23 protein-coding genes are annotated in these 23,832 nt (G+C 56.0%); 4 read left to right on the top strand and 19 right to left on the bottom strand.

Annotated elements, in window-relative coordinates; all coding sequences use genetic code 11:
* Positions 1-7 precede the first annotated feature (7 nt).
* The 3 genes from JOF47_RS05535 to JOF47_RS05525 form a co-directional block, all read right to left on the bottom strand.
* The gene (locus tag JOF47_RS05535; RefSeq protein ID WP_209996474.1) at positions 8-913 is read right to left on the bottom strand and encodes a hypothetical protein; all 906 of its coding nucleotides are present in this window, start codon (positions 911-913) and stop codon (positions 8-10) included.
* A gap of 1,264 nt (positions 914-2,177) precedes the next feature.
* A complete protein-coding gene (locus JOF47_RS05530; RefSeq protein WP_209996473.1) occupies positions 2,178-2,375 on the bottom strand; it encodes a hypothetical protein in 198 nt (65 codons plus the stop codon).
* 438 nt (positions 2,376-2,813) lie between these two features.
* Positions 2,814-4,169, bottom strand: a complete 1,356-nt coding sequence (locus JOF47_RS05525; protein WP_209996472.1) for a stealth family protein — start codon at positions 4,167-4,169, stop codon at positions 2,814-2,816.
* 138 nt (positions 4,170-4,307) lie between these two features.
* Here JOF47_RS05525 and JOF47_RS22285 point away from each other — a divergent pair, with 138 nt between their 5' ends.
* Positions 4,308-5,525: a CDP-glycerol glycerophosphotransferase family protein gene (locus JOF47_RS22285; protein ID WP_209996466.1), complete on the top strand. Its 1,218-nt coding sequence runs from the start codon at positions 4,308-4,310 to the stop codon at positions 5,523-5,525.
* A 1-nt stretch (position 5,526) separates the two neighbouring features.
* On the opposite strand, the gene JOF47_RS05515 is transcribed toward JOF47_RS22285, so the two are convergent.
* From JOF47_RS05515 to coaD, 9 genes are all read right to left on the bottom strand, one after another.
* On the bottom strand, positions 5,527-5,988 hold the full coding sequence (locus tag JOF47_RS05515; RefSeq protein WP_209996465.1) for an FAD synthase family protein: 462 nt from the start codon (positions 5,986-5,988) through the stop codon (positions 5,527-5,529).
* 55 nt (positions 5,989-6,043) lie between these two features.
* Positions 6,044-6,886 carry a glycosyltransferase gene (locus JOF47_RS05510; RefSeq protein ID WP_245356572.1) on the bottom strand — a complete coding sequence of 281 codons (843 nt, stop codon included), beginning with the start codon at positions 6,884-6,886 and terminating at the stop codon, positions 6,044-6,046.
* A 55-nt stretch (positions 6,887-6,941) separates the two neighbouring features.
* Positions 6,942-7,751, bottom strand: a complete 810-nt coding sequence (locus JOF47_RS05505) for a CDP-alcohol phosphatidyltransferase family protein (RefSeq protein WP_210001422.1) — start codon at positions 7,749-7,751, stop codon at positions 6,942-6,944.
* 14 nt (positions 7,752-7,765) lie between these two features.
* Entirely contained in the window at positions 7,766-8,812 is a 1,047-nt protein-coding gene (locus JOF47_RS05500; RefSeq protein WP_209996461.1) for a glycosyltransferase family 2 protein, read from the bottom strand.
* A complete protein-coding gene (locus JOF47_RS05495) occupies positions 8,809-9,573 on the bottom strand; it encodes an ABC transporter ATP-binding protein (protein ID WP_377738802.1) in 765 nt (254 codons plus the stop codon). Before JOF47_RS05495 ends, JOF47_RS05500 begins: the two co-directional genes overlap by 4 nt.
* 115 nt (positions 9,574-9,688) lie before the next feature.
* A complete protein-coding gene (locus tag JOF47_RS05490; protein WP_209996459.1) occupies positions 9,689-10,537 on the bottom strand; it encodes an ABC transporter permease in 849 nt (282 codons plus the stop codon).
* Positions 10,538-10,674: 137 nt separating this feature from the next.
* Positions 10,675-11,730: an LCP family protein gene (locus JOF47_RS05485; RefSeq protein WP_209996457.1), complete on the bottom strand. Its 1,056-nt coding sequence runs from the start codon at positions 11,728-11,730 to the stop codon at positions 10,675-10,677.
* Positions 11,731-11,871: 141 nt separating this feature from the next.
* Entirely contained in the window at positions 11,872-12,768 is an 897-nt protein-coding gene (gene galU, locus JOF47_RS05480; RefSeq protein ID WP_209996455.1) for a UTP--glucose-1-phosphate uridylyltransferase GalU, read from the bottom strand.
* Between the two features lie 55 nt (positions 12,769-12,823).
* Positions 12,824-13,294, bottom strand: a complete 471-nt coding sequence (gene coaD / locus JOF47_RS05475) for a pantetheine-phosphate adenylyltransferase (protein ID WP_209996454.1) — start codon at positions 13,292-13,294, stop codon at positions 12,824-12,826.
* Between the two features lie 118 nt (positions 13,295-13,412).
* Between coaD and JOF47_RS05470 the strand changes: the two genes are divergently transcribed.
* Together JOF47_RS05470 and JOF47_RS05465 are read left to right on the top strand one after the other, a co-directional pair.
* Positions 13,413-14,624: an aminotransferase class I/II-fold pyridoxal phosphate-dependent enzyme gene (locus JOF47_RS05470; protein WP_209996453.1), complete on the top strand. Its 1,212-nt coding sequence runs from the start codon at positions 13,413-13,415 to the stop codon at positions 14,622-14,624.
* A 2-nt stretch (positions 14,625-14,626) separates the two neighbouring features.
* Positions 14,627-15,406: a spermidine synthase gene (locus tag JOF47_RS05465; RefSeq protein WP_342592715.1), complete on the top strand. Its 780-nt coding sequence runs from the start codon at positions 14,627-14,629 to the stop codon at positions 15,404-15,406.
* On the opposite strand, the gene rsmD is transcribed toward JOF47_RS05465, so the two are convergent.
* Genes rsmD through JOF47_RS05445 form a run of 4 tightly spaced genes read right to left on the bottom strand, consistent with a single transcriptional unit; the run spans position 15,368 to position 20,207 of the window.
* Positions 15,368-15,967, bottom strand: coding sequence for a 16S rRNA (guanine(966)-N(2))-methyltransferase RsmD (gene rsmD, locus JOF47_RS05460; protein WP_209996452.1), 600 nt, complete (start codon positions 15,965-15,967; stop codon positions 15,368-15,370). The genes JOF47_RS05465 and rsmD overlap by 39 nt on opposite strands.
* 5 nt (positions 15,968-15,972) lie before the next feature.
* Complete coding sequence (locus JOF47_RS05455; RefSeq protein WP_245356270.1) at positions 15,973-18,189, bottom strand: ATP-dependent DNA helicase RecG; 2,217 nt, start codon at positions 18,187-18,189, stop codon at positions 15,973-15,975.
* Positions 18,179-19,108 carry a DAK2 domain-containing protein gene (locus tag JOF47_RS05450; RefSeq protein ID WP_245356269.1) on the bottom strand — a complete coding sequence of 310 codons (930 nt, stop codon included), beginning with the start codon at positions 19,106-19,108 and terminating at the stop codon, positions 18,179-18,181. Before JOF47_RS05450 ends, JOF47_RS05455 begins: the two co-directional genes overlap by 11 nt.
* A 55-nt stretch (positions 19,109-19,163) precedes the next feature.
* Positions 19,164-20,207 carry an LCP family protein gene (locus tag JOF47_RS05445; protein WP_209996450.1) on the bottom strand — a complete coding sequence of 348 codons (1,044 nt, stop codon included), beginning with the start codon at positions 20,205-20,207 and terminating at the stop codon, positions 19,164-19,166.
* 74 nt (positions 20,208-20,281) lie between these two features.
* Here JOF47_RS05445 and JOF47_RS05440 point away from each other — a divergent pair, with 74 nt between their 5' ends.
* Positions 20,282-20,824, top strand: coding sequence for a DUF3515 family protein (locus tag JOF47_RS05440; RefSeq protein WP_209996449.1), 543 nt, complete (start codon positions 20,282-20,284; stop codon positions 20,822-20,824).
* Positions 20,825-20,893: 69 nt separating this feature from the next.
* On the opposite strand, the gene JOF47_RS05435 is transcribed toward JOF47_RS05440, so the two are convergent.
* The 3 genes from JOF47_RS05435 to JOF47_RS05425 are packed head-to-tail and all read right to left on the bottom strand — an operon-like array spanning position 20,894 to position 23,814.
* The gene (locus JOF47_RS05435; RefSeq protein ID WP_209996448.1) at positions 20,894-22,018 is read right to left on the bottom strand and encodes a D-alanine--D-alanine ligase family protein; all 1,125 of its coding nucleotides are present in this window, start codon (positions 22,016-22,018) and stop codon (positions 20,894-20,896) included.
* Positions 22,015-23,046, bottom strand: coding sequence for an NAD(P)H-dependent glycerol-3-phosphate dehydrogenase (locus tag JOF47_RS05430; RefSeq protein ID WP_281070234.1), 1,032 nt, complete (start codon positions 23,044-23,046; stop codon positions 22,015-22,017). Before JOF47_RS05430 ends, JOF47_RS05435 begins: the two co-directional genes overlap by 4 nt.
* Positions 23,047-23,814 (bottom strand): lysophospholipid acyltransferase family protein, encoded by a 768-nt coding sequence (locus JOF47_RS05425; protein WP_209996447.1) that lies wholly within the window; start codon positions 23,812-23,814, stop codon positions 23,047-23,049. It lies immediately after the preceding gene.
* Positions 23,815-23,832 lie beyond the last annotated feature (18 nt).

Below are 23,832 nucleotides of genomic sequence, written 5' to 3'. Positions count from 1 at the left end.
TTCTAAGTTACTGGATTCTCAACGCGGAGAGGTCTGCTGTTAGTTTCATCTCAAGAGACAGTTTCCTGTCCAACGTCCAGTACGGGCGAAGCTTGACACAGTGAGTACCTGACGGTGCAATAATCCAGCCGAACCTGTAGACGGCTCGCGGGTTGACGATGTCGGTTTGCCCGATCTGCAGCCTCTCACCGTTGGCAAAGAGATCCCACGTGAACTTACCAACCGGAAATCCACGGACAGACTCAGCTACCGAAGCTCCGTCAATAATGCATAGTCCTTGACCTGCATCACTGCGGACGGGCACCACAATCTCTTTGCCATGTTTTCTTGCGCGGAGAGTAATATTTGGCAATGACGTCTCTTGAGCGGTCGAATATCCCAATTTCAATGAGATTTGACCCAGTCCAGTCGAAACACCAAGAACTGAAACTGGATTTACGTCTGGTTTCAAAACAAAAATAATTTTTTGGCTACGGAACTCCGCTAACCAATGTGCTCCCCGCTTCCACGACCTGTAGCCGTGGAGATGCCCCGGGCCCAACGCGCCGGCGGTGCCGTCTGTCACCGGAACATATCTTTGGCCGCGCTTGGCCTTGAACTCGAACTCTTCCGTTCCCTCGGGGATCTTGCCATAGAACTGAATCCAAGTGCTTGTTTCAGCCACCACTTCAAGCTGGATCACAAAAGAGGTGGGAGAAAGTCCGACGGCCACCAAGTCAAGGGCTCTGAAATTCTCCCCTTTTTCAACCAGTACGTTGACCGATTTCCCATCTGGATAAACCAAGCCGATCACATTTGCAGGTTGTCCCCGCAAGAGTGTTGCACCAGCCTCGGAAGCATTTGAGAGATCTCGGCCGACTTTTGATTCAAGACGCCGAAGGATTCGCTTTAGGTCCTTTATTTTGACGATCAAACCTTAGCCTGCTCCTTGAATTGCACTTGCTGATTCGGAAAACGGCACGCCCAATATTGCACACCACCAGCAATCAATATTAGCCCACCCGAAGCATCAACCTGAGGGCCGGGCAGCGGTTAGGTTGATGCAACAGGATACTTCGAGCTGGCTGGAAGCCGAAGCAACGTCGGGTTCCATGGATTCCGCAGCCGCCGTTTCTGGCAACGCCTGCATCTATCCATGCATATTTCTTCTTTGGAGGACACCAGCCCGAATTCTTTCATAAGTCCCCGGAGCTGGGCACCTCTGCGGAGTGTTCGTGGGCGCGCGGTTGCCCTCATATTGGTGGGCATGGCGAAATAACCTTTCGTCGCGGGTTCTGCTTCGGTTCCCGTTGGCCCGCCGTGTTGGGTTAGAAGTTTGCTGGTCATGGCCGCAGCGACCCTCAGTACGTTGCCACTGCCTGATTTCAGACCTTGTCCGCCAACTCTGCGATGTCTCCCATCAGATGGATGCGCGGCCGGTCCACCGGCACGATTGAGGACGTCGGTGAAGTGGATAATGGTGCAGACTCCTGCTGGTGGCAATGAAGGGTCGCTATAGCCAACCATTCACGACACGGCCCCACCCCATGGTCGTTTTGGAAGGCAGCCAACTAGATCCAGAAAATTTGGTTTATCGACGGAGCGGCAATCCTCCACCCGAGCTCGAGTCGTGTCGAAGCCAGCGAAGGGCATCCTCCGGAGGTTATTGGTTTTCAGAACGTCGATCCGCTCCTCGAAGCTATCCCGGACACGGTGTCGGACATCTAGAAACCAGCGTGGGGCGCCGGCCAGGAATACGAGGACGTAGCCGTCCAGCAGTGTTTCCGGGGCGCCGTACGCAAGATGTCGGCGCCCAGATACAGGATGCGACTCAGCAGCGTCCGTTTCACACTCATTCTGGCGCGGTCCCGCATTCGGGTCCAGTGTAGCTTTCCGAGCAGTGCCTGGCGTCGATCCATCAGTTCAATTGCGTTCCAGGCACTGGCAGGGGAAACGCTGATACGAACTCCCCCGTGCTTGGGGTGATTGCGAGAATCTCCGCAACGGGCACCGGAACCACCAGAAGCGCCACGACATTTTGTTCGAGAGGGAAGGATCTGCGGCGCAGAGCTCCTCCGGAAATCGGGCGCACGCACAACTCGAGACTCGGTTGTCACCATCGCCGCTTTGGGCCCAGACATTCCCGTGCCGTAGGAACGGCGAAAGAATTTACCCGACACCAAAGCCGGATCCACAACCTACGCGAGCAACGAACAGGGCAGTTCCATGTCACTTTGGCGGGCGCCAACAGTTTGTATCTCGTCACCGCGTAAGGTCGCGAGCGCTGCATGAAGGCCGAGGACTAACCGAACCGGCACGGTCGCAATGTCTGCCGAAAAACTCCGCATCCATAATGCGTAGAAGTTGCGCTCACCTGCATCAGAGAGGTTGGCCATGGGTTCCACCGTTCTGTCATCTCAGAACAATTCTTCGTCTGTTAGACGGGCCCACGCCGGGTCACTCATGAAAGCCCCCGGCCAGCTGTATTCGAAAGCGCTTCGCTGAACAAACCGAGGCTGAGTCGCGGGATCTCCGGGGCGCTGACCATCCACCGGTCAGAATCGCTACCAAAGCCGAAAGCGGGCGTCTGGCGTGTCAAAGAACCAACTGGCCCACGCAGTCTTCAGGCAAGTCTCGATGCAGAAGTCGCCGTCGAATTACGTGAGCACATTCAGCCTGCTGCAGGCGTCCGCTATGGACCTAGGAACAGTGAGTAGCGGCTTGGCACTGAACACAGAATCACATCGGTACCAATCTCCATAGTCCGACCTTGCGAACGCACACTCTGGAATTTCTGTACCGTGTCTGCACCCACAGGGGCACATGGGCCGGCTTTAGACTTCGAAGGAAGACTTCCACGGGAACGCGTACTCCAAGAAATGCTCCAGTGCCGCGTTCTGCCGCATGAGATCTTCTTTCGTGCCTGAGACTTGGTTCAGGCAGAACATCTGAGGACGTTCACCCCAACATAGTTTCACAAGATTCATCTGGGCGTTCTTTGCTCCCAAATCAACGTAGGAATACGAGACATCCTTGCCTATGGCGCTGCCTAGGACAGATCCATAATAGTGCGCAAGAGATGACGGAATCGACAAATCTGACGAGCTCCTGAATTTGGCGGCCGCAGTCTGAGCCACTTGCTCTGGGTGGTTGCGTTCAATAGTTGACAAAAGAGACCTGCGCTGCGGATGTGCAACGTGTTTGAACTTTAGCGTAGCCCTAAGTCCAAAAGTTTCCTCAATCAGCTTTGCATTATTTTTTGCCGCAAGATTAATCGGTAGATTGTTTTTAATATCAGTCTTATAACTACGTTCAGAAGTGGAAAAAACAGGAAATCCTTGCGCTGAATAGAAAGTATTTTGATGCATGGATTTTCCGAAGAAAAAATCGTCGTTCATATACAGAAAATGCTCTGAAAGGCCCTCGATATGATGAAGCTGCGATTCGATTGCATGCGAATTAAAGGTCGGGAGGTTCTGAGGATCCTGGAAAATCTCTTCGTGACTAACCACCGTCAGCTTCGGATGGTCCGCAACAAGCCATTCCGGCCTCTGGCCAGCAGTCACGAGATAGATGTGGCTAACCCAGGGCAAAAAGGCTTCGACGGAACGAAGCGAGAAACGCAATTCGTCGTTCGACACAAATCGGGCGTCTGATGCCGCAGTTGGAAGAACGCTCCCTTCCTTGGAATCCACATGGCGATCGCGTTTGGCAATCCATTCCGGATCTGTTCCATCGACCCACGTGTAAACCACGTCGATTGGATCGACAAAGTCCAAAACATTTGGTTGAAGCGGTTTGAGTCCGTCATGCGTTTCAAACAGCCTTACGCCGAACGCTTCGGCAAGGTCGCGACGACGGCCGACCAATTCCTTCGATGCCACGGCCCACGTAGCTATTATGTTTGGCGAAACTGCTTGACGATCTATGGCGACAACGATGGCTCCCATGGCCTCGAGTTGCATCCTGAGCGTTTTCGAATCGGCGGGTGAGATGTAGGCGCCTAAATCCCGCTCGAAGACTTGCGCAGTCGATTTGGCCAGAACATGGTGATATCGGGCAAATTCGCGGGATTTGATTTCATCAAGCGATAGATGAGACGTTTGCGTCCGCCCGTTGGTCAGGTCAACGAGTAGTCGCCACTTCCAGTCAGGTACAAGGCGCGCCAAGTTTCCCTTCCATCGTGACATCCAATTCGCTCCTTGTATTTCAATTCGTGACTATTCGGACCTGCTCTGCACGTCCGCCTTACAAGTCTAGTGAACATTGATGCGTATGGTGGCATGTGCCACGATGGCATTTCTCACCAATCAGACTAGTCTGTGACAGTGCACTACTTTTCTAAACTCATGCGTATAGCTACAAAGACGGTTCATAAGCTGAATGGTGCCATTCACGAATCATCCATTAGACGCAACTTAAACAAGACGAATCCACCATTCGGCGAAACATGCGATTTCGTAGTCTTTTTCGCCGATCCGCTCGAGCAGATCTACCAGGTCACTCAATGGATCAAGCCGTTGGAATCACTCTCCAGCAGTGAGCAGACGGTTGGATTCGTGGTCGCCGATCCCTTTGTTGCGCGGGAACTGGCTATGCAAACCAGGTTGCCTATATTCCTGACCCGGTCAATGGAATCATACGAAAATTTTGTGCTTGAACGTGAGGTTCGCGGCGTTTTCTACGTCAATAACTCCCAAGCAAATTTCACAGCCCTTCGCATCACATCACCCACGCACATTCACCTGAACCATGGGGAAAGCGACAAGGTCTCAATGGTTTCAAATCAACTAAAGGCATATGACTTTGCATTCGTGGCTGGAGATGCAGCGGTGGAAAGAATTAAGTCTGCAATTAGACGATTTAATGCGGACCGCCTATATACGATTGGGCGCCCCCAATTGGATAACCAGCCGAGTAACCCCGCCCAACGGAACGCTTCGCGAATTGAAGTTCTGTACGCACCAACTTGGGAAGGTGACAGCCGGCATATGGCGTATGGCTCTCTACCAAGCATGGGCGCCGCAATCATTGAAGAACTGCTCAATGACACACGATTCACGGTCGTATTCAGGCCACATCCAAAATCCGGAACCTGGTCAAAAGAAACGCGCAAAGCGCTCAACCACCTCGAGAACAGGATAAGCAAGGCATCTGCACTAGATCCAGTCGCAGGACATCGCACAGACCGTACCACCGATGCAACGGCAGCAATGTTCAACAGTGACGTGGTCATCGGCGATAACTCGGCAATGACGATGGATGCAGTAGGCCTTAACAAGCCGATCCTGTTGTCCATGAGCGAAGCAATGCGCCTGCAGTCGGCGACTAGTACCTCCACTCAAAGGACCGTCGAAGCACTCAGGCACATTGGGCCGGAGAATACTGGAAGAATTGCAGATCTCGTTGTTGAAGTAGCCGCTGCACCAATTCCGCCAAGTCAATTAGTCTTACGTGACCGTGTTTTTGGTTCAGAATCGCTCGGAACTGGAACCGAACGATTCATTCGAGCAGCAAAACTGGCAATCGAAGACACGGCCGGCTAACTCAGCTCAGTTCCTTCACTATTTGGCTCAAGCTGTCCAAAGTGTCCTTGAGTTTGGCGACATGCCGTTCGTCAAACGCGCTCAATACTCGCTTCAGCTCCGTCGTCGAGATGCCGGAGGTGCGCGGCAAGTAGATGACTTCGACTTTGTCGCCTAGGTCATCAAATTTGCCTTGCCAGTCTTCACCGATCCCGAAAACATCAACGTCGTATTTGGCGATATCCAAACGCTTCTGGTCCCAGTTGTTTTCCGGGATTGCCTCATCGACGTACTTTATGGCACGCACAATCTCAATTCGTTGTTCAAAGGGAACAATCGGCTTCTTACCCTTTACGGCATTGAATTCATCCGTTGAAACACCAACGATGAGTCGATCGCCACTTTCTTTGAGGCGCTTGAGAATATTCAAGTGCCCAATGTGGAACAGATCGAATGTACCGTATGTCAGTACTGTCTTTGCCATGAAGCGCTCCAATGACTTTGTTCCGGCACGTTGTAAGTGCCTGGATTACTAGGATTCAAATAATGGGCGGACGCCCGGCCAACATCATCCGTAGATGAGTCGACCACTTGAGTTTAGGCCTGTGTGAGGCATACCAGGGGCTATCTCTCCAGCCGGCCAGCCAGCCACTCACATACTGGCGGACGGCACCGGGTTCACTTCGAAGTCGAAGGCACTCCAGAAGTCCCCAACTGGTGACATAGGCCCAGGTAAAAGGCCATCTGAGGTTCCGACGGGCCAACCAGACCCTGTTTCGGGCATTGAGTCTATAGAACTCTTCGTGCCGGCGCGGATCGATGACGGGGTGTCCGATACGCATGTCACCGGCATACCAAACATGGTGTCCGGTGTCCCAGACACGCCAGGCAAGTTCGATACCCTCGTGTGCGTACCAAAAACCGCCTGCCCATCCCCCGGTTTGGTCAAAGACCGCCCGTGGCATGACCAAACATGTTTCACCAACATGGAACACCTTGCTGGAATCCATAGCGGTGCGTTTGTTTAGTCGTGGAATCCATCGTGTCGGGTCGTCCGTGCGTTCCGGGTCAGTGATTCGAGGCTGAAGCAGACCCATCCTGGGGTGCTGGGTGAAACGGGAGACGGCTTCTTCCAGGAAATCATCATCCAGGAACCATGAATCGTCGTCGAGGAAACACAAGAATTCCCCCGACACGCACGGCACACCCGCGTTGCGTCCCGCAGGGATTCCTATATTGGATTCTAGGAAGTGGCCACGCACGCCTTCAGGCAGCCCAGCCGGATCCCAGCCGTTTCCAACGACCACCACGTCAAGGGCGACGTTTCGTTGGTCAAGGAGGCTTTTCAGTGCCCGCTCCAACTCAGCTGGCCTATTCCCCATGGTCAAGACGACAACGCCAACGGTGGGCAGGTCCCGAGTCTGCTTCATTCGTGGATCACCGCAACCTGGATGAGGCCATACTTGCAACGAAGTGGCCGATGTTGACGAAAAACACTGCCGGAAGCAGGATCCAGATCATCCACTTTTCAGCGATGCTTGGGGTCCCTACCACCAGCGAGACTATCGACATGAGCAGAATCAAAAGACTCAGTTCCACGGCATGGAGCATCTTGTGGAATGGAAGGAATCGGGCCGCGGAACGTAACTTGCCCACGAGGCTCGCGGACGATACGGACCGCGCCTCTGCGGTGTCCGGCAGCTTGCCCAATCCGGCCATGCTGCGTGCAGCATGAACCATGAGGCTCTGTGAGCGGTTCAGTACCAGAAGAACCGAGAGCAGGGCGGCCACAAACAAAGTCGGCCAGGCTTGTGTGGCATCCGTGCCCTGCATCTGCAGCTCACGGAACACCCGATACCCGAGGGCTATCGGGATGAGGGCTTCGGTGGTGTGGTGGCCCACCATGTCGATGAAGATGCCCCTCGGCGACTGGGTCCCCCGCCACCTTGCGACTTCACCATCGCTACAGTCAAAGAAGAGCTGCATCTGGGAAAGCACAACGGCCAAGAGCGGTCCCCAAATACCCGGGATCAGCAGGGCAAACGACATCAGCCAACCGGCAAGGATCATCAGCCCCGTGACACCGTTGGCGCTGATTCGAGTGCGAACCAGTACTGCCGTCAGATAGATCGAAATATGCCGGAGGTAGAGCTCTGCTGTCCAATGCTCGGCGTTTCGTCGAGCGCGAACCTCAGGTGGCTGGCAAATGGCCCGCAATTGTTCAAGCGACGGGTTCTTGGGACGCATGGTGGAATTGTCGCTCACGATCGGACTCTTCCCTTGTCCAAGGTGCCCTGGGCGCCCTTGAGACGCCCCTTGACGAAGCCAATCGCCCATGGGAAGTGAATCGTGGGTAGCACACGAAGCATCAAGAATTTTTCCTTGTTGGAAGCGCGCGAGGCCGTGGCCGACGCATAGACGACCAATCCTGCATAGGTGACCGGTGCCAGCTTCGCTAATTTCCAGATTAGCCGGACCGTTGGATTGGTCTTGCGTCCCAGGAACGGCTCGATGATCAATGCCAGGGATCCGATCGCAGTTCCGGCGACCATAAGCGGCGGCAAGTCATGTCGGAGCGATTTGCCGGCAGGATAGCGTCGCGCAAGTTCTCCTCGCCACATACCTGAGGCATAGGATTGTGCGGCCAAGGCCTCGAACTCGTCTCGTGGGTAGTATCCGGTTCGTAGCTCCGGATCGAACCACACCTTGTGCCCAGCCTGGCGAATGCGGAGACATAGTTCCCAGTCTTGGGCTCGCCAAAGCGATTCATCATAAAATCCGACTTCGTCGAAGACTTCGCGACGGAAGATGCCAAGGTAGGCAGATTCTGCGGGTCCTTCAGGGGCGCCGCTATGGTAGGCGGCGCCACCCAATCCCCAAGGTGAATGGTAGGCTGCCGCAATCGAGCGTTGCAGCGGGTTCTTACCGCGTGCATCCATGAGGCCACCAACATCATGGGCGTCTACACGGAACATGGTCTCAATGCCGCGGGCAGTGTATGAAGGTTCCAACTCGCTGTGGGCATCGACACGGATGATAATGGGATACTTTGAGGCCTTGATCGCGAGATTCAATCCAATGGGCGTACGCCCACGCGGATTCTCAACCAAACGGACCCGGGAGTCTTCCGCCGCGAGTACGGCCGCAACTTCATCGGTCTTGTCGACGCTGGGCCCAAGCGCAAGAATCATTTCCTTGTCGCCGGCATAATCCTGGTTCAGGATGCTAAGTACCGCATCGCGCAAATAGTTGGCCTCGTTCAGCACCGGCATCACATAGGAAACACCGGGCGTCTGTGTTGACGTCACTTCTTGTAAGCCTTGTACGCATCCACCACGGTCTTGGCATCGCCATCCATCTCGAGAACACCCTTGTTGATCCAGAGGACACGGTTGCAAGTATCAAGGATTGAGTTCATGGAGTGCGAAACGAGGAACACGGTTCCGGCGTTTTCCCTGATTTCCCTGATTCTTGCCTCGCTGCGCTTGCGGAATCGCGCATCGCCTACCGCCAACGCTTCATCCACGATCAGGATTTCGTGCTGTTTGGATGCCGCAATGGCAAACTTAAGGCGCGCCGACATGCCCGAGCTGTATGTACGCATGGGCAAGTCAATGAATTCTTCCAGCTCAGCAAATTTGACGATGTCGTCACGAAGTTCATCAACTTCCTTGCGATTGAACCCGAGAGCCAGCCCACCAAGGGTGATGTTCTTGTCACCAGACAGATCCGAAATAAGTGCAGCACCAACGCCTAGAAGGTTAGGTCGTGATGACGCATAGACGGATCCGGATGCCGGCGGCGTAAGTCCAACGATGCTTCGCATCAAGGTTGATTTGCCGGAACCATTGGATCCAATCACACCGATGGATTCATTCTCATATGCGACAAAAGAAACACCCTTGACGGCATGGACCTCCCGGATGCCACGGGTGGATGGGGCCAGAAGACGTCGGGCGCCTGCCGTTCCCACCGACTTACCGCTTGAATAGACTTGATACTTGACGTGCAAATCGTCCACGATGACTACTGGTCGACGGGTCTCTTCCGGTTCCAGCGCGGTTGTCATTGGTGCGTCTGCCAACGGAGTTTTCTCGCTTACGGGCCTGGGCTGCTGATTTCCAACGAACACAGGCCGAGCCTGATAGGTCTCATGCAGTTGGGGGTTTAAAAGATCATCAAAATTAGTTGACTCGACCATAACGCTCCTCAGCCGTCCAGAAGTAAATGACTCCACCTACAAACATGACAACAGCCCAGACGGACAGGACGATCCAATAAAAAGCAGGGTAGTCGGCATTGTTCATGATTGAACCGCGGGCGATCTGGAGAGCCTGGTAGATGGGGTGGAAGTCATACAGGCGTACCAGGACGGGAAACTCTTTCAGGATCTTGTCGACGCCGAAGAGCACACCAGACGTGTAGAAAAGCATTCGCGTAATCAGTGGCAGGAACTGAGTGAAGTCTCGAACGTGCACAGTGATCCTGGCGCAGATCAGCGCGACACCCGTGTTAAACAGGGTGAAAATAGCCAACAACGGTACAAGCATGAACCACGACCATTTGGGCGTTGTTCCAAGGACCATGCAATAGATGAACATGACACCGATCATCGGCATGAGCGTCAGGAATTGTTGAACTACCGAGGCTATCGGCAAGGTAATTCGGGGGAAAGCCAACGACTGCACCAACGATGCGTTGCCAGTTATGGATTTCGCTCCCTGGGTCATCGAATCGGAGAAGAACTCGAAGAGGAACACGCCAATTACAACGTATACGGGGAAGTCTGCGGGCTTGCTGCCACCCTGCAAGATGCCAAAAATTACACCATACATAAGGGCATTGAGCGTCGGCCGCAAAACAACCCAGAGCATACCCAAACGGTTCTGTTGGTTGCTGGCCTGAATGCGGCTTCGTGCAAGCTCATAGGCGAAGTCACGCCTTGTCCAGGCTTGCCTTAGATAGCTCACCAGACTCGGACGTGCACCAACCCTGTGCAGGTTGTGCTGCTCCGCATATTCGGCAGCTGTCATGTGTCTTCATACCTCTTATGTTGCTGATTGTGAGCCTAGCCGTTGTGGGCAGACCCTTTCGATTCTAGTAGATGGTGCTGTAGTTCAACGCCGCGATCAGCATCTCACCATTGGAAGGCAATCCACATTTCAGAAAATCAGTCGGTTAGGTCTGCCGTCTTTAGATAGTCACTCAGCGTGTCAGTCCGCAGTGCCTCACCGATCTGAACTAGTGCACGTTCATCACGCAGCACTATCGATTGTCCGTCAGCCGAGGTTCCGATTCCGGCAGTCGGCAGCGTGAACATTTTCACGTTTGACGCGCGCAGGTTCTTGAGCTGCAAGCCCAGGCCCGCTGCAGTTGCAGCATCGAAACCGTTATCAAATGAGAGATAAGGGGAAACCTTGTCGATCACTTCATAGATGGTGCCAGGGTTCGTCAGCGTGTCCTTGGAGAGCATCTCGCTCATGACTGCCTTGATGAATATTTGCTGGTTTCGCACGCGTTGGTAGTCGCCATCGACAAATGGCTTGCGTTCGCGGACAAATCGCAACGCTTCGTTACCCTTCACGTTGATGTCGCCGACTGGGTAGTGGTATTTATATTTGTCGGTCGAATAGAACTCGATGTCGTTGTGAACTGTCACCCCGCCCAGCGCAGTGGAGAGCTCTTTGAAACCATCAAAATCAATCATTGCGACGTGGTCAATCTTGGTATCAAGCATGCCTTCTACTGTCTGAACAGCGAGGGGCACCCCACCCAATGACATGGAAGCGTTGATCTTTTGCCGGCCGTGGCCCGGGATATCAGTCCAAAGGTCACGCATGATGGACATCACGTAGACGCCCTTCCGATCTTCCGGAATATGCATCAGCATCATGGAGTCGGAGCGCTGGTCGGTGCCGCCCCCCGCCAGCAAATCGCTGGACAAGGTGCCTTCCGCCCCGTGGTCTACGCCCAGCAACAGGAAGTTGATCGATCCGTCGTCGGGATTCTTGACTGGTCGGAGATTTTCATCCGGAAACGCCGAGGCAATGACTTGGGTTTTGTCATTAAAGGTCTTGGCGAGATTCATGACGTACCCGGTTGCAGCCAGCCCTGCGATCAGCACCAAGGCAACCACGCTTGCCAAAACCACCAAGCCGGTCCGTTTCTTGGGCGCTTGCAGTCGTCGGGGCTCATAGCCGCCGCGGAAATTTCTATTGTCAGTCAATCAACGTCTCCATTAGACAAGAACGAGTTGCCAGGCACTTAGCGATACTACTGATCGCCCGGCAACTTTCGCACAAACAAAGCAAGGCTAACCAGTTCCCCTGTGAGAAAGCTGGGCTAGCCTCGCTGACAAGTCTCTATTTTAGAGACCAGCTACGAAATCCTTCAGCCAAGGAACGAGTCCCGGGCCGATGTCGCTGCGGTCTGCGGCCAGCGAAATGACAGCCTGGATGTAGCTCAGCTTGTCGCCGGTATCGTATCGACGTCCACGGAAGATGACTGCGTGAACGCCGGAGCCTTCTCCTTCCGCTACCGCCAAAGTTTCCAACGCGTCGGTGAGCTGAATCTCTCCGCCACGACCCGGCGCAGTTTCCTCCAAAACGGAAAATACGCGCGGGTGGAGCACGTAACGACCGATGACGGCCAAGTTTGACGGAGCGTCTTCGACTGCAGGCTTTTCAACCAACCCGTTGACAGTCACGTAGTCGGCGCCGTCAACAGCAGTGACGTCGGCACATCCATATGCACTAATTTGTTCGGGGTCGACTTCCATCAGGGCAATGACCGATCCGCCAGTCTTCTCCTGAACATCAATCATGACGGACAGCAGTTCGTCGCGTTCGTCGATAAGGTCGTCACCCAGCAGAACGGCAAACGGCTCATTTCCTACGTGCTGCTTGGCACAAAGCACTGCGTGTCCGAGGCCCTTGGGGTCACGCTGACGGATGTAGTGGATTTCACCTAGTTCGGTGGCTTCCTGCACCCGACGCAGCTTCTCCATGTCGCCCTTGGCTTCGAGCGTGGATTCAATAAAGGGAACGCGATCAAAGTGATCTTCCAGTGCGCGCTTGTTGCGGCCGGTGATCATCAGCATGTCGGTAAGTCCGGCTCGTGAAGCCTCCGCAACAACGTACTGGATGGCCGGCTGGTCGACAACCGGCAGCATTTCCTTGGGCATGGCCTTTGTGGCCGGAAGAAAACGGGTTCCGAGGCCTGCTGCTGGGATGACTGCTTTGATGACGCGCCTGCTTGTATTCATGGGTTCGACTTTACTTCATGAATTGCACAAACTACGAAACACTAATTTCCCATTGCTATCCGTGGTTCAAGCGTTTGAGCACGGTGCGGGGCAAATAATCGGAAACGTCTCCCCCCAGCGACTGCACTTCTTTCAAAAGCGATGAGGACAAATGGGTGTACCTGTTGTCAGCCGCCAAAAAAACCGTTTCTACGCCCGTGAGATGGCGATTCATCACGGCCATAGGAATTTCGTATTGGTAGTCGACCGTTGAGCGCAAGCCCTTGACGATGGCATCCGCGCCGTGTTCCCTGCAAAAGTCCACAAGAAGGCCATCGCCCATGGGCAGAACGCTAACACCACGGAGCCCGCCGATGGTTTCCTGAACCATTTCCAGGCGGTCGGCGGCCTCGAACTTGTACTTCTTTGCATAGTTGGTGGATACCGCCACAATCACCTCGTCAAAAAGGCTGCTGGCACGGGCAATGATTTCAACATGACCATTGTGAATGGGGTCAAAGGATCCGGGGCAGACGGCTCTACGCATACTCAGCAATCTACCAAAGGCGGGAGCTCAGCACCTGCGTGAATGAATCGACCATTGCATCGTGTCGTACCGAAACTGCTCGGTCTGATGATCACGCCAAGAATCGGGATAATGGATCATGCCCACATTCAATTTCCCATGGCAGCGTACGGCCGCCGGCGCCAATCTCCTCTCACCCTCCGGCCAACTTGGTGTCACCATTTTTGAGGAGATAACCTCACTGGCGGCACAACACGGCGCCATCAATCTTGGCCAGGGGTTCCCGGACACCGATGGCCCGGCGCCCTTCAAGGACCGCGCCGCCGAAGGGATCACAGGAAACCTCAACCAGTATGCTCCCGGCGGCGGAATACCCGCTTTGCGGACGGCGATAGCCGAGCATCAAAAGCGTTTCTACGGGATCACGGTCGACCCTGACACAGAGGTGGTTGTAACAACGGGAGCCACCGAAGCCATCGCTGCCTCGATCCTCGCATTCATCCAGGCCGGCGACGAGGTAATCACTTTCGAACCGTTTTACGATTCCTACGGGGCGACAATCGGGCTTGCCGGAGGCATCCACCGGACCGTCGCCTTGAACGCGCCCTCGTTCCAGCCCAACATCGCCGAACTTCGGGCTGCCTTCAACCCGCGTACCAAAATGATTGTCTTGAACAACCCACACAACCCCACGGGTGCGGTCTTCGACCGGGAAGTTTTGGCCGAGATCGTGGCACTTGCCACGGAACATGACTGTCTCATTCTTTCAGACGAAGTCTATGAGCACTTGACGTTTGGGGTTGCCCACACCCCCATAGCGTCCTTGCCGGGAGCATGGCAGCGGACACTGACCCTTTCGTCCGTCGGCAAGACCTTCTCGTTCACTGGGTGGAAGGTCGGGTGGGCCAGCGGACCGGCAGAGTTGGTCGCCGCAGTGCGCACCGTCAAACAATTCCTCAGCTACTCCTCCGGTTCGGCGTTCCAGCCCGTAGTTGCCGAAGCGTTGGGCTCCCCCACTGAATTCTTTGCCGGCTTCGCAAAGGATTTGGCGCATCGTAGCGAGGTTTTGGCGACCGGCCTCGAGGCAGCCGGCATGACCGTTTACAGGCCCCGGGGAACCTACTTCATCGTTGCCGATGTTGCGCCGTTGGGATTCACCAGCGCCCTCGACCTCGCAAGAAAAATGCCGGCTTCCATCGGGGTGGCGGGCATCCCGCTCTCGGTCTTTTGCCATGCAGAAGGCGCCCAAAAAACCCGGACGCTAATGCGATTCGCATTCTGCAAGAAGCTCGAGGTTCTCACCGAGGCAGCCGAACGCCTGTCACATTTGACCGCCAAGATAGGCATCTAGCCGTGGCCACTCACATCTCGCGTTGGATGAGCAATCTGGGAGCACACGCGACCTTGGAGGAAGACACCTTCGTGCCCGGCGCCTGGGTGCTGTCATTGGCCGGGGCGGAGCAGTCCCATGTCAATGTCGCGCATCCGGACGAGATCTTCTACGAATACCTGCGGCGGCTGGCAAACTTCGTCGACGAGATCGGCATTCCAGGCAAACCGCTAAGTGTGCTGCATCTTGGGGCAGGCGCATTGACGCTTGCTCGCTACATTGAAGAGGTTCGTCCCGGCAGCACACAAGTCGCGGTTGACTTGGAACGCGAGCTCCTTGACTTTGTTCTTGAATCGCTCCCGCTGAACAATCCGGCGAATCTCTCTACCCTGATCGGGGACGCCCGAGAGGTCCTGACGCATGAGCTCGCAGACAGGAAATTCGATGTCATTGTTTTGGACATCTTCAGCGGTTCCGGGGCGCCCGGACACCTGACCGTGCCGGCCTTTTACTCCGAAATGAACGACCTGCTCAAAGACAAGGGCATGGTGTTGGTCAACGTCGGCGATGATCCGCCGTTTGCTTTTGCCGACAGCCAGATCAATGCACTGTCAGAGGTCTTCAGATCGGTCATGGCCAGCGCCCCAACCGAAATCTTTTCCCGAAAATACCCCGGCAACATGATCTTGGCGGCGACCCATTCAAAGATTGACGTGGGGCTCGTTGAACGACTCCGTGTGGCCGGTCCCCATCCCGGTGCCGTCCTATTCGGCAGCGACCTGGACGGGTTCGGCAAACCATAGCCGCGTTTCGCCGTATTTTTTCTCGGCGAAACGCGTAAGGCCCGTCGGCCAAATGGGTTCTTCCGACCTTGAGGAACGTTCGACCACCACCGTTGAATGTTCCTCAAGGAGCAGTGCCACCTTTTGGAGCGTCTTGGCGAGTTCGTCGTTGGTCATGGGATAAGGCGGATCCATGAACACCAAATCCCAGCTCTTGCCGCCGGACACGCCTGCGGCCGGAGCGAACGAGTCCAGAACCGTATCCACGGCGCCGCGCCTGACACTCACGATGTCGCTTCGCAGCGCCTTGTTGACCAATCCGGCGTTGGTCTGGCAAACGGCCGCAGCTTTGGGCGCCAATTCGACCAACAGCACCGATCGGGCTCCACGGCTTGCCGCCTCGAGCCCCAACGATCCTGCACCCGCGTAAAGATCCAGGACTCGGGCATCGGCCAATACGTCATAGCTTTCCAGCCTCGAGAAAAGTGCCTCCTTGACCCTGTCCGTGGTCGGCCTGGTGGAATCCCCAGGAACGCTTTTCAGCGGAAGCCCTCCTGCGGCACCGGCAACTATTCGACTCATTTTCCCTATCCTCTTTCCAAAAATGCTTGCATGTCTTCGTCCACCCATTCCTCGACTGCTTTGCGCAGCAGTGGGTATGCGTCCAGACCCTGTCTTGATTCAATGATCTGCTCCGCGGCGTCCCGAGCCCGAGCGATGAGTTTTGAGTCCTTGATAACCCTCAGCACCTTGAGAGTAGAACGCGAACCGGACTGACTTGCCCCTAAGATATCGCCCTCTCGGCGTTCCTGAAGGTCCGATTCGGCCAGAAGGAACCCGTCGGTCGTTGATTCCACCGCGCGCAGCCGGGAAACCGAGGGATGTTCCGCATCCAACCAAGTAGTCATCAAACATGTACCGGGATAGAGGCCACGGCCGATGCGTCCGCGCAGCTGGTGAAGTTGCGAGATTCCGAAGTTTTCGGCGTCGACAATCACCATGAGTGTTGCGTTGTGCACGTCAACACCGACTTCAATCACTGTCGTCGAGACGAGAATGGAGGCGCGGCCACTGTCAAAATCGCCCATGGCCGCCGCCTTTTCCTCGCTGGACATGCGACCGTGCAGTTGGCGAATCTCGGTTCGGGCAAAGGCGGGCATGGTGCCAAGTAGGTTCATCATCTTTTCGACGGTCATTGAGGCGGGTTTTGCCGCCGCAGGGCTTCCTGAACCATTGACCTCGATTTGATCCACCAACACCGGTGGCGCATCGTCCTCGACGACCGCCTCGGTGATCCGTGGGCACACGACATACACCTGATGGCCCTTTGCCACTTCCTCGGCCATCCGTGAAAAAAGCCGGGCCTGCATGTGAGGAAGCTGAAGCGGGACCAGATGCGTGGATATGGGTGCGCGTCCCGGCGGGAGCGACTTCATCAGGCTGACTTCCAAGTCTCCGAACACGGTCATGGCCACTGTTCGGGGAATGGGCGTGGCCGTCATCACCAGCATGTGCGGAGGGTTGGCTGCCTTTGCACGCAACAGGTCACGTTGCTCGACACCAAAGCGGTGCTGCTCGTCAACGACCACCAGGCCTAGGTCCGCAAAGCTCACCACGTCCGAAAGCAAGGCATGGGTACCGACCAGGATGCCGGTTTCACCCGATGCCGCCCCGAGGAGCACACGCTTTCGTTCGCCGGCCGTCGCCGACCCCGTGAGCAGGTCGACCCTGGTGGCCATCGGATCGGCGCCTCGCTCCCCCAGTTTTCCCAGGTCGCCCAAAAGTTTTCGGATTGATTGGTGGTGTTGCTGCGCCAAGACCTCGGTCGGAGCCAGCAGTGCAGTTTGCCCGCCAGAGTCAATGACCTGAAGCATGGCCCGCAGGGCAACCAAGGTCTTGCCCGAACCGACTTCGCCCTGAAGCAGGCGATTCATCGGGTGGCCGCGGAGCAGGTCCTCCGCGATCTCGGCTCCGGCTTGAACCTGCCCATCCGTGAGGGTGTATGGCAGCGTCCGTTCGAACGCCGCCAGCAACCCGTCGCTGCGACCCGCCCGCGCGATGGCAGGCTGCAGGCGTCGGTGTGCCCGCCGTTGCAGAAGTGCCAGTTGCAGCAGGAAAGCTTCCTCGAAGGCAAAACGCTTTCGGGCCGCATAGCCTTGGGCCAGGCTTTCAGGCCCATGGATTTCGGCGTATGCCGTTGAGCGGGTAGAGAGGTGCTGATTCTTTAGCACCGTTTCCGGAATGAATTCCGGAAACCCCTTTTCGCTCGTGCCTGCCACTATCAGCGACATCACGTCACGGATCTTCTTATTGGGGAATTTTGCGGTGGCCGGGTAGATCGGGATGGGCCTCGGGTCAGCTTCTTCGACTGTCTCCAAAAGTGAGTATTCCGGGTGCGTCAATTCCAGATGGTTCTGATAGAGCGTCACCTTGCCGCTAAACATGGCGGTAGCACCGATTTGTAGATCCCGTTTAGCCTCGTACCCGTTGAAGAAGGTCATCTTGAGCATTGATTGATCGGGCCCTATGGCGTCACGTACGGCGACCTGCAACAAGAATCCTGATCGCGAGTGCATTCGTCGTTGGTTGATGGATTCAACCTGGGCAACGATGGTGACTTCCTCGCCGATGGGAAGTTCGGAAATGTTCGAGAGCTCTCCGACTTCCATGTAGCGGCGGGGGAAGTGCCCCAGCATCTGCCCCACGGTTTCATACCCGAAGGCTTGCTGGACCTTCCTGGCCGTAGCACCGCCAAGGACTCGGTCCAAGGGCGTTGTTGCAATAAAGTCCAGGTCATCCATCATGGGTGCAAAGATCGGTGATCGATACGTTCACCGGGGAACCGACACCTCGAATGGCATTCAGGGCATCCTCCGCGACAGGCACGTGGACGTGGACCCTCCAGCGGTATCCCTCGTTGGTCGGGTTCACCGGACTCATGATCACCGAATCGCCCAAGGCATCGAGCTGTCCACGTAACGTGGCTGCCCCCAACGCATCAAGGTTGATGGTGCACATGACTTCCACACCGGACCCGTTCGACACACCTTGGTGGATGTGCGGATCCTGGATGTCGTAGCCGTGGAATTGGGCGTACTCATCGGGGTCGATCACGTGTCCTTGGAGGGCTCCGCGCAGTTCGTCCAGGATGATGAGCATTCCTACTGCACCGGCATCCACGATCTGGGCTTCATGCAAAACGCCCAGCTCTGATTCCGTGGCCACCACTGCGTCTTCTGCCGCAACACAAATCGCTTCAAGAATCTCGGTCAGTGCGGCTTTGCTAGCCGGCTCCAAACTGCTGGCCCTGTGAGTCCTGCGGGCGACGTTCGCCGCGACCTCCATCACCGAGAGCATGGTCCCCGCGACCGGCTCGCTGAGTGCGGACCATGCACGTACCTTGCCTCGTTCCAATGCAGTTGCCAGAAGCGGGGCTGTGAGTCGTTCAACTCCGCATAGCGGCTCGGCCATTCCAGCCAGAAACACCGCCAGAAGAGTCCCGGAATTCCCCCGCGCCGATTCCATAGCGGCACGCGAAGCCATGGTCAGCATTTCGCCGATGCTGTCCGTTTCCAATTTGGAGATGGCATCATGTGCCGCCCGTGCGGTCAGGTAGAGGTTGCTTCCGGTGTCGCCATCCGCCACCGGGAAAATGTTGATGGCGTTTAGGCGATCGCTGTGGTTGCCAAGGCTCTTTACTACCCGTTCAAGCCATTTTGCCATTGCTTGGGAATTGGCATGGATTTTTACATTCATGGTGTGGGTGATTTCTTAACCTTTAGAGGTTTCTGTCCTCTACGAACTGGGCGACTTTGTCTTTGTTCAGTGCTTTTGAGAATTCGTTGATTTCTGCCATGTCTGGGATGACGATGGACTGACCGTTGGCAGACCGGCCGGTTCCCTTGTTGGGAAGCGTGAAGAATTTCATGTCACCCGAACTGGTTCCAGTCATTGTGATGCCAAGCTGCGCCACCTTCATTGCATCCAATGACTTGTCCACTGCGATGTACGGCGCGAGCTGCCTGACGCTTTCCAAGATTTTCCCCGGGTCGGTCAACGTCTCTTTGGACACCAGCGTGCCCAAAACGGCCTTGATGTATAGCTGCTGGTTACGTACGCGTTGGTAGTCGCCGTCCTTGAAGGCGTAGCGTTCACGAACAAAAGCAAGGGCTTCGTCGCCGTTGAGCGTTTGAACGCCCTGCGGGAAATGAAGTTTCTTGGCCGTACGCGGGGAGAACGCAATCGGGTTGTTGATTTCCACTCCGCCCAAGGCATCGGTAAGTCCCTTGAACCCTTCGAAATCGATGGACGCGACATGGTCGATACGCGTGTTGAACAGGCCTTCCAGAGATTGGACGGCAAGTGGCACACCTCCATAGGCAAACGCAGCATTAATCTTTGCCTTGCCATGCCCCGGGACGTCCAACCAGGTATCACGCATGATCGACGTTACATAGATGCCCTGCCGATTCGACGGAATGTGGACCAGCATCATCGTATCGGAACGCCCGCCGTTGGGCAGTGAAGCGAAGTTCTCTTCACCGTTGTCTTTGGCGCGAGTGTCGTTGCCCAGAAGAAGGATATTAACCGCTCCTTTGGCTTGGTCCGATTTCTGCGGACGCAATGATTCCTCCGGAAATGGATTGGTGAGCTTTTGAGTTCCGTTGTCGAACGCGCGAGCAAGAGTGAATAGATATCCGCCAGCCACCAACAACGCAATCAAGACGAGAGACAGCGCACCCAGCAAAAAAACTCGCCCCGTTCGTTTCTTCTTGGGCGTTTCGTTGGTGGTGTCCTCGAAGGACTCATGCAGATATGTCATTTATGCCTCTCATCCAAATACTCCTTTACATCCTAGTCACGTCCTACGACCGGTAGGCTGTTTAAGTGCCAAGAATGACAGTTTCGAATCCAGCAGCCCCGAATTCACAGCGTTTATTCAGCGTTGATTCAGTTTCAGTTCCCGTTAAACACCGTTTCTCCGCCGCCGTTGCCGGCGCGGTTGTCTGCGTGGCGGTCCTCACCGGATGCAGTCCCATCGCAAACGTGCAGTCTGCCGATGATGCGGGGAACTCGCTTTGCGCCGAGATGATGGTGCTGCTTCCCTCCGAAATCGCAGACCAACAAAAGCGCCAGACCAACAGCCAGGCCACGGCGGTGTGGGGGAATCCGTCACAGCTTGTCCTCCGCTGTGGCGTGACTCCCCCACCGCCGTCAACCGACCCCTGCATCACAGTTAACGGTGTTGACTGGCTTGCCAAGGAAGGCGAAAAGACCTGGACATTGACTACCTACGGGCGCACTCCGGCCACGGAGCTCATTTTCGATCCGAATGTAATCCCGTCGAGCACCGTATTGGCTTCCCTAGCCACTGCGGCATCAAAGATTCCTGCCCAAAGACATTGCACGGATGTCACCAAGTCTGAAGACATTCCGTAGTTTCCCGATCATGCAATTGGGGGGTGTTGCCTTTGGCAACACCCCCCCCAATTGCATGATCGGGCTTTTCTAGCGGAGACCAGTCTTGCGGTTCAGCCCCAGGTGAATCAGCTCATCGATGAGGTCGGCATATTCGATGCCCGTTTGAGCCCACATGTGCGGGTACATGCTCGAGGGCGTGAACCCCGGCATGGTGTTGATCTCGTTGATGATCCATTTGCCGTCTTCGGTATAGAAGAAGTCGACCCGGGAGAGGCCTTCGGCGTTGACCGCGTCAAAGGCCTTGGCTGCCAAAGCCCGGATTTCAGTCGTTGCTTCTTCAGACAGGGCAGCTGGGCAACTCAATTGCGCTGCTGCTCCGTCCACGTACTTCGCATCAAAATCGTAGAAAGTGTGCCCGTCATTGGACACGGAAACCTCGCCGGGCATCGACGCACGTGGTGCAAGGTGTCCGCGCCCTTCAAGGACACCGCATTCAATTTCCCGGCCGATGATTCCCTGTTCCACGACCACCTTGGGGTCGTGGATCCGGGCCGCTTCAATTGCTTCTTCAAGTGCATCCGGGGTGTCAACCCGTGAAATACCGACCGAAGAACCTGCACGGGCGGGCTTTACGAAGAGCGGGTACTCGAGTCCCTGGACCGATTCCATTGCGGACACACGGTCGCGTCCCCACTGCTTGTCCGTGATGACTACGTAAGGTCCGACTTCAAAGCCGGCAGCTTCGAATACCACCTTCATGAAATGCTTGTCCATGCCAATGGCACTGGCTGCGATGCCCGAACCAACATACGGTACATCAGCCATTTCAAGCATTCCCTGAAGTGAACCGTCTTCACCGAACGGGCCATGGAGCAACGGGAAGACCAGGTCGATGTCACCCAGGGTCCGGACATCGTGCGTCGGCCCGGAAGCCAGGAGCTCATGGTGGCCCGGTTCGCCGGTGAGTCGGAGGATTTCTTTCCCCGAGGTTACCTCGGGCTTGGCACTGCCGGCCAAGGACCAAGTGGCCACGTCCTGATCCACCAGCGTCCATGTGCCGTCACGGGTGATCCCAACCGGGATCACCTCGTACTTTTCGCGGTCAATCGCATCGAGCACCCCTGCTGCGGTTACACAACTCACCGGGTGCTCAGAGGAGCGACCCCCGAACAAGAGCAAGACTCGAGGCTTACGAGTGTTTGTTGGACTCATTGGAGTTCCCCTTCGGATTTCAATTCACGGCCCAGGAGGCGCGCGCCCATGTTTTCTACGCTCAAGGTGCCTTCAAGTACCATGACCACGGCTTCGGTGATGGGAACCTCGACATTGTTGCGAGTGGCCAGGTCCAACACGGCACGACCCGATTTGATGCCCTCGGCCGTTTGGGACATCCGGTCGTTGACCTCATCGAGGTACAGTCCTTGTCCCAGGAGGCGTCCCGCGGTGTTGTTGCGCGAGAGCGAAGATGAGCAGGTGGCAACCAAGTCGCCCAGGCCCGCAAGTCCTGACAGGGTTTCATATTTTCCGCCCAATGCCAAAGCCAGGCGTGTGGTCTCGGCAAGGCCACGGGTAATGATGGATGACTTGGTGTTGTCCCCCATGCCCATCCCGTCGCAGATGCCCACGGCAAGGGCGATCACGTTCTTGGCGATACCGCCGATTTCAACGCCGATGAGGTCGGTGTTGGTGTACGGACGGAAGTATTCCGTGGAGCAGAGCGCCGCAATCCACGCCGCGGTTTCAATGTCGGAACAAGCTACAACGGAAGCCGTCGGTTGCTTGCGCGCAATCTCCATGGCCAGGTTTGGCCCGGAGAGCACCGCAATACGCTCGGGCTCGATGTCAATCTCCGCGGAAATTACTTCGCTCATGCGGGCATCCGTGTCTCGTTCGAGGCCCTTCATCAGGGAGATGAGCACGGCACCTGGTTCGATCGCATCACGGAAGGAGCGCAACTGCTCACGAAGGCTTTGCGCGGGAACGGCAAGGACAACCAATTCGGCGCCGGCCAAGACTTCACGGGGATCCGAGGATGAGGTGATGTTTACGGGCAGCTGCGTTTCACGCAGGTATCGAGAGTTCGTGTGGCGGGTGTTTATTTCAACGGCCACCTCTTCTCGACGCGCCCACACCATTACTTCCCGGCCTGCTTCTGAACCCGAATCGGCGAGCACCTTGGCAAAGGTTGTTCCCCAGCTTCCGGCTCCCATGACGGCGATCTTTTTTGGCAGGGTTCTCAATTATTTGCCTTCCGATTCGCCCGAAGCGGATCCACGTTCAAAGTTGCGTCCCTTGGTAGCTTGTCCGTGCTCGGTGGGGTCCCAAAGAACGTCAGGGGCCTCTTTACCACGTATCTCAGCCACGTCTTCGGCGATGGCACGCATGATTCTCTCGGTTGCCTCGTTCAGGACGGAACGGGTCATTGGAACGCCCCGGAGGTCGTCCAAGTCGACGGGATCGCCGATATTAACCGTTACCCGCTTGCGCGGGAACAGCTTGATGCCCTTGGCATAGCGCGGGAACAGATCCTGCGCACCCCAGTGTCCCATGGGAATCACCGGGGCTCCGGTCTGCAAGGCGAGGCGTGCCGCACCCGTGTGTCCGCGCATCGGCCACAGGTCCGGGTCACGCGTAAGGGTACCCTCGGCGTAAATAATGATCACACCGTTTGCATCGAGCACCCTGCGGGCTGCAAGAAGCGATTCGGAAGCCCCGACACTCGTGCGTGCCACGGGGATCTGACCGGTTTTCCGCAGTACAAATCCGAGCACCGGCACCTTGAACAAAGACTCTTTGGCCAAGTACCTGGGATAACGCTTGTTGCTGTAGACGGCGTGGCCGACCACGAGCGGATCAATCTCCGTGACGTGATTGGGACACAGGATGAATCCGCCAGTCGGTAGCTTTTCAAAGCCCTTCCAAGTCCGGCTGAGCATCAAATTCATGATCGGCCGGACGATTCCTGCAGCTGCAGCAAACACGGCTCTGGTACCGCGTGATTCTTTCATGCAAATTAGCCTATGCGG

The sequence above is a fragment of the Paeniglutamicibacter kerguelensis genome, assembly GCF_017876535.1.
In the GTDB taxonomy this organism is placed as follows: Bacteria; Actinomycetota; Actinomycetes; order Actinomycetales; family Micrococcaceae; genus Paeniglutamicibacter; species Paeniglutamicibacter kerguelensis.
This window is presented reverse-complemented; position numbering and strand designations above follow the sequence as displayed.

Bases quoted from the DNA above. Each gene is read 5' to 3' on its own strand.
- JOF47_RS05435 (WP_209996448.1), bottom strand. From the start codon at position 22,018: ATGAGTCCAACAAACACTCGTAAGCCTCGAGTCTTGCTCTTGTTCGGG.
- rsmD (WP_209996452.1), bottom strand. From the start codon at position 15,967: ATGAGTCGAATAGTTGCCGGTGCCGCAGGAGGGCTTCCGCTGAAAAGC.
- JOF47_RS05425 (WP_209996447.1), bottom strand. From the start codon at position 23,814: ATGAAAGAATCACGCGGTACCAGAGCCGTGTTTGCTGCAGCTGCAGGA.
- JOF47_RS05525 (WP_209996472.1), bottom strand. From the start codon at position 4,169: ATGTCACGATGGAAGGGAAACTTGGCGCGCCTTGTACCTGACTGGAAG.
- JOF47_RS05505 (WP_210001422.1), bottom strand. From the start codon at position 7,751: ATGCGTCCCAAGAACCCGTCGCTTGAACAATTGCGGGCCATTTGCCAG.
- JOF47_RS05490 (WP_209996459.1), bottom strand. From the start codon at position 10,537: ATGACAGCTGCCGAATATGCGGAGCAGCACAACCTGCACAGGGTTGGT.
- JOF47_RS05470 (WP_209996453.1), top strand. From the start codon at position 13,413: ATGCCCACATTCAATTTCCCATGGCAGCGTACGGCCGCCGGCGCCAAT.
- JOF47_RS05515 (WP_209996465.1), bottom strand. From the start codon at position 5,988: ATGGCAAAGACAGTACTGACATACGGTACATTCGATCTGTTCCACATT.
- JOF47_RS05510 (WP_245356572.1), bottom strand. From the start codon at position 6,886: ATGGGGAATAGGCCAGCTGAGTTGGAGCGGGCACTGAAAAGCCTCCTT.
- JOF47_RS05445 (WP_209996450.1), bottom strand. From the start codon at position 20,207: ATGACATATCTGCATGAGTCCTTCGAGGACACCACCAACGAAACGCCC.
- JOF47_RS05530 (WP_209996473.1), bottom strand. From the start codon at position 2,375: ATGGCCAACCTCTCTGATGCAGGTGAGCGCAACTTCTACGCATTATGG.
- JOF47_RS05455 (WP_245356270.1), bottom strand. From the start codon at position 18,189: ATGATGGATGACCTGGACTTTATTGCAACAACGCCCTTGGACCGAGTC.
- galU (WP_209996455.1), bottom strand. From the start codon at position 12,768: ATGAATACAAGCAGGCGCGTCATCAAAGCAGTCATCCCAGCAGCAGGC.
- JOF47_RS05495 (WP_377738802.1), bottom strand. From the start codon at position 9,573: ATGACAACCGCGCTGGAACCGGAAGAGACCCGTCGACCAGTAGTCATC.
- coaD (WP_209996454.1), bottom strand. From the start codon at position 13,294: ATGCGTAGAGCCGTCTGCCCCGGATCCTTTGACCCCATTCACAATGGT.
- JOF47_RS05440 (WP_209996449.1), top strand. From the start codon at position 20,282: ATGACAGTTTCGAATCCAGCAGCCCCGAATTCACAGCGTTTATTCAGC.
- JOF47_RS05450 (WP_245356269.1), bottom strand. From the start codon at position 19,108: ATGGCAAAATGGCTTGAACGGGTAGTAAAGAGCCTTGGCAACCACAGC.